This is a genomic window from Arthrobacter sp. CAN_A1 (assembly GCF_015751665.1).
Classification (GTDB): domain Bacteria; phylum Actinomycetota; class Actinomycetes; order Actinomycetales; family Micrococcaceae; genus Arthrobacter_D.
The window spans coordinates 1-5,546 of sequence record NZ_JADOUR010000029.1 but is presented as its reverse complement, the minus strand read 5'-3'; the positions used below and the strand labels follow the sequence as shown (position 1 = coordinate 5,546).

General features: G+C 54.8%; 2 rRNA genes. Both read left to right on the top strand.

The window, feature by feature from the left end:
- Positions 1-174: 174 nt before the first annotated feature.
- A 16S ribosomal RNA gene (locus IWX62_RS15950) occupies positions 175-1,701 on the top strand.
- A gap of 566 nt (positions 1,702-2,267) precedes the next feature.
- Positions 2,268-5,433 (top strand): 23S ribosomal RNA (locus tag IWX62_RS15945).
- The 16S and 23S rRNA genes sit together here, the layout of an rRNA operon.
- Positions 5,434-5,546 lie beyond the last annotated feature (113 nt).

Genomic DNA, 5,546 nt, shown 5'->3' with positions numbered 1-5,546 from the left:
TTTGAGAACTCAATAGTGTGCCATGTTTGTTGATACCGATTGTTTTATTGATTGGTTGAATTTGATCATGTGATGCCACCCCGTGGTGTTGTGTGGTTGTTTTTGGCTGGTTTCGAATTTAGCGCGTGCCTGTTTGCTGGTTTTTCCTGGTGGTGGGTGCGTGTCTGTAATACATTTACGGAGAGTTTGATCCTGGCTCAGGATGAACGCTGGCGGCGTGCTTAACACATGCAAGTCGAACGATGATCCCAGCTTGCTGGGGGATTAGTGGCGAACGGGTGAGTAACACGTGAGTAACCTGCCCTTGACTCTGGGATAAGCCTGGGAAACCGGGTCTAATACTGGATATGACCTTCTGGCGCATGCCATGTTGGTGGAAAGCTTTATTGCGGTTTTGGATGGACTCGCGGCCTATCAGCTTGTTGGTGGGGTAATGGCCTACCAAGGCGACGACGGGTAGCCGGCCTGAGAGGGTGGACGGCCACACTGGGACTGAGACACGGCCCAGACTCCTACGGGAGGCAGCAGTGGGGAATATTGCACAATGGGCGCAAGCCTGATGCAGCGACGCCGCGTGGGGGATGAAGGCCTTCGGGTTGTAAACCTCTTTCAGTAGGGAAGAAGCGAAAGTGACGGTACCTGCAGAAGAAGCGCCGGCTAACTACGTGCCAGCAGCCGCGGTAATACGTAGGGCGCAAGCGTTATCCGGAATTATTGGGCGTAAAGAGCTCGTAGGCGGTTTGTCGCGTCTGCCGTGAAAGTCCGGGGCTTAACTCCGGATCTGCGGTGGGTACGGGCAGACTAGAGTGATGTAGGGGAGACTGGAATTCCTGGTGTAGCGGTGAAATGCGCAGATATCAGGAGGAACACCGATGGCGAAGGCAGGTCTCTGGGCATTAACTGACGCTGAGGAGCGAAAGCATGGGGAGCGAACAGGATTAGATACCCTGGTAGTCCATGCCGTAAACGTTGGGCACTAGGTGTGGGGGACATTCCACGTTTTCCGCGCCGTAGCTAACGCATTAAGTGCCCCGCCTGGGGAGTACGGCCGCAAGGCTAAAACTCAAAGGAATTGACGGGGGCCCGCACAAGCGGCGGAGCATGCGGATTAATTCGATGCAACGCGAAGAACCTTACCAAGGCTTGACATGAACTGGAACAGCGCAGAGATGTGTTGGCCGCTTGCGGCCGGTTTACAGGTGGTGCATGGTTGTCGTCAGCTCGTGTCGTGAGATGTTGGGTTAAGTCCCGCAACGAGCGCAACCCTCGTTCTATGTTGCCAGCGCGTTATGGCGGGGACTCATAGGAGACTGCCGGGGTCAACTCGGAGGAAGGTGGGGACGACGTCAAATCATCATGCCCCTTATGTCTTGGGCTTCACGCATGCTACAATGGCCGGTACAAAGGGTTGCGATACTGTGAGGTGGAGCTAATCCCAAAAAGCCGGTCTCAGTTCGGATTGAGGTCTGCAACTCGACCTCATGAAGTCGGAGTCGCTAGTAATCGCAGATCAGCAACGCTGCGGTGAATACGTTCCCGGGCCTTGTACACACCGCCCGTCAAGTCACGAAAGTTGGTAACACCCGAAGCCGGTGGCCTAACCCCCTTGTGGGGAGGGAGCTGTCGAAGGTGGGACCGGCGATTGGGACTAAGTCGTAACAAGGTAGCCGTACCGGAAGGTGCGGCTGGATCACCTCCTTTCTAAGGAGCACCTCGAATCTGTTGCATCGGCCCACTGTGGTTGGTGTGGGGTTCGTAGGAGTATGGCCTATTGCGCGGGCGTTTGTTCCGCGGTGGGCTGCTCAAGGGTGGAATATCAACGGATAGGTGCCTGGTGGCGCTGGCTGGCAGTTGAGTACGGTCATTCCTTCGGGGGTGGTGTGGAAAGGGTGTTGGTTGGTGGTGATCGGGTTTATCGTATGGCACACTGTTGGGTCCTGAAATAACAGGGCCCTGATTCTCGTGCATTGTCGTGCATGTTCTGGTGGTTTTCTCTCCTTTGTGGGGGGTTGGTCGCGGGGGTGTGTGGGTGGTGTGGGGTGGGTTGGGGTACTGGGGTTTCTGGTTTTTCCCTGCCATGGCAGCGGAATCCTCGGGTACATGCCGTGTTGGTGTGTGGGGGGTTTTGGTTGGTGGTGTGGGGTTGTTGGTTGAGAACTGCATAGTGGACGAGAGCATCTTAAAAATAAGAAGCAATTTCAAAAAATCTTGGTTTCAGACTTCGGTTTGTTTCCATGGTTTTCTCGATATGTTTTTTGATCTTTTGTGGTCAAGTTTTTAAGGGCACACGGTGGATGCCTTGGCATCAGGAGCCGAAGAAGGACGTGGGAATCTGCGATAAGCCTGGGGGAGTCGATAACCGGACTGTGAGCCCAGGATTTCCGAATGGGGAAACCCCGCCTGGCCAGCGATGGACCGGGTGACCCGCATCTGAACACATAGGGTGCGTGGAGGGAACGTGGGGAAGTGAAACATCTCAGTACCCACAGGAAGAGAAAACAATAGTGATTCCGTTAGTAGTGGCGAGCGAACGCGGATGAGGCTAAACCAGTGGTGTGTGATAGCCGGCGGGCGTTGCATCACTGGGGTTGCGGGACTTTCCGTTCTGATTCTGCCGGATCAGTGAAATGAGTGCAGGCGTATAGGTGAACGGTCTTGAAAGGCCGGCCGGAGAGGGTGTAAGTCCCGTAACCGTAATGCGTGCTGCCGTTTGGAGAGTATCCCAAGTAGTACGGGGCCCGAGAAATCCCGTGCGAATCTGCCAGGACCACCTGGTAAGCCTAAATACTCCCTGATGACCGATAGCGGACAAGTACCGTGAGGGAAAGGTGAAAAGTACCCCGGGAGGGGAGTGAAACAGTACCTGAAACCGTGTGCCTACAATCCGTCAGAGCGTTGCCATCCTTTTGGGGGTGGTGGTGTGATGGCGTGCCTTTTGAAGAATGAGCCTGCGAGTTAGTGTTACGTCGCGAGGTTAACCCGTGTGGGGAAGCCGTAGCGAAAGCGAGTCTGAATAGGGCGAGTGAGTGGCGTGATCTAGACCCGAAGCGAAGTGATCTACCCATGGCCAGGTTGAAGCGACGGTAAGACGTCGTGGAGGACCGAACCCACTTCAGTTGAAAATGGAGGGGATGAGCTGTGGGTAGGGGTGAAAGGCCAATCAAACTTCGTGATAGCTGGTTCTCCCCGAAATGCATTTAGGTGCAGCGTTACGTGTTTCTTATCGGAGGTAGAGCTACTGGATGGCTAATGGGCCCTACAAGGTTACTGACGTCAGCCAAACTCCGAATGCCGGTAAGTGAGAGCGTAGCAGTGAGACTGTGGGGGATAAGCTTCATAGTCGAGAGGGAAACAGCCCAGACCACCAACTAAGGCCCCTAAGCGTGTGCTAAGTGGGAAAGGATGTGGAGTTGCGAAGACAACCAGGAGGTTGGCTTAGAAGCAGCCATCCTTGAAAGAGTGCGTAATAGCTCACTGGTCAAGTGATTCCGCGCCGACAATGTAGCGGGGCTCAAGTACACCGCCGAAGTTGTGGATTTCAGATATTAGCTAAGCCGGAGACTTGTTCTCCTGAGTTCAGGCGTCTGGAGTGGTAGGGGAGCGTCGTGTGGGCGGTGAAGTCGCGGTGTAAACCAGCGGTGGAGCCTACACGAGTGAGAATGCAGGCATGAGTAGCGAAAGACGGGTGAGAAACCCGTCCGCCGAATGATCAAGGGTTCCAGGGTCAAGCTAATCTGCCCTGGGTAAGTCGGGACCTAAGGCGAGGCCGACAGGCGTAGTCGATGGACAACGGGTTGATATTCCCGTACCGGCGAAAAACCGCCCATACTGAGCAGGGGATACTAACCGCCCAATACCTGACTGCCCACCCTTTTAGGGTGACGTGGTTTTTGGTGGAGCGCGGGACCTGATCCTGGGAGGTAAGCGTATTAACAGGTGTGACGCAGGAAGGTAGCCGGGCCGGGCGATGGTTGCCCCGGTCTAAGGATGTAGGAGGGACCATAGGCAAATCCGTGGTCCTGGTTTTGATACCGTCTCTGAGACCCGATGGGCCCCGTTATGCGGGGATCCGGTGATCCTATGCTGCCTAGAAAAGCATCGGCGCGAGGTTTTAGCCGCCCGTACCCCAAACCGACACAGGTGATCAGGTAGAGAATACTAAGGCGATCGAGAGAATTATGGTTAAGGAACTCGGCAAAATGCCCCCGTAACTTCGGGAGAAGGGGGGCCTCACCCGTGACCGACACTTGCTGTCGTGAGCGTTGTGGGGCCGCAGAGACCAGGGGGAAGCGACTGTTTACTAAAAACACAGGTCCGTGCGAAGTCGCAAGACGATGTATACGGACTGACTCCTGCCCGGTGCTGGAAGGTTAAGAGGACCGGTTAGTGCCCTTCGGGGTGCGAAGCTGGGAATTTAAGCCCCAGTAAACGGCGGTGGTAACTATAACCATCCTAAGGTAGCGAAATTCCTTGTCGGGTAAGTTCCGACCTGCACGAATGGAGTAACGACTTCCCCGCTGTCTCAACCATAAGCTCGGCGAAATTGCACTACGAGTAAAGATGCTCGTTACGCGCAGCAGGACGGAAAGACCCCGAGACCTTCACTATAGTTTGGTATTGGTGTTCGGTGTGGCTTGTGTAGGATAGGTGGGAGACTGTGAACCCTGGACGCTAGTTCAGGGGGAGTCATCGTTGAAATACCACTCTGGTCATACTGGATATCTAACTTCGGCCCGTAATCCGGGTCAGGGACAGTGCCTGATGGGTAGTTTAACTGGGGCGGTTGCCTCCTAAAAAGTAACGGAGGCGCCCAAAGGTTCCCTCAGCCTGGTTGGCAATCAGGTGTCGAGTGTAAGTGCACAAGGGAGCTTGACTGTGAGAGAGACATCTCAAGCAGGGACGAAAGTCGGGACTAGTGATCCGGCGGTACATTGTGGAATGGCCGTCGCTCAACGGATAAAAGGTACCTCGGGGATAACAGGCTGATCTTGCCCAAGAGTCCATATCGACGGCATGGTTTGGCACCTCGATGTCGGCTCGTCGCATCCTGGGGCTGGAGTAGGTCCCAAGGGTTGGGCTGTTCGCCCATTAAAGCGGTACGCGAGCTGGGTTTAGAACGTCGTGAGACAGTTCGGTCCCTATCCGCTGCGCGCGCAGGAAATTTGAGAAGGGCTGTCCTTAGTACGAGAGGACCGGGACGGACGAACCTCTGGTGTGTCAGTTGTACTGCCAAGTGCACCGCTGATTAGCTACGTTCGGATGGGATAACCGCTGAAAGCATCTAAGCGGGAAGCCTGCTTCGAGATGAGATTTCCATACACATTTGTGTGAGAGGCCCCCAGCCAGACCACTGGGTTGATAGGCCGGACGTGGAAGCAAGGACTAACGACTTGTGAAGCTGACCGGTACTAATAAGCCGATAACTTACACCACACACACCACCCGTGAACGGCATCAAAAGACGTTCACACCACGGATGGTGTAAAAGATATGCTGCTTTCGTCCACTATGCGGTTCCCAACCAACAACGGAACCCTCCAGAAAAA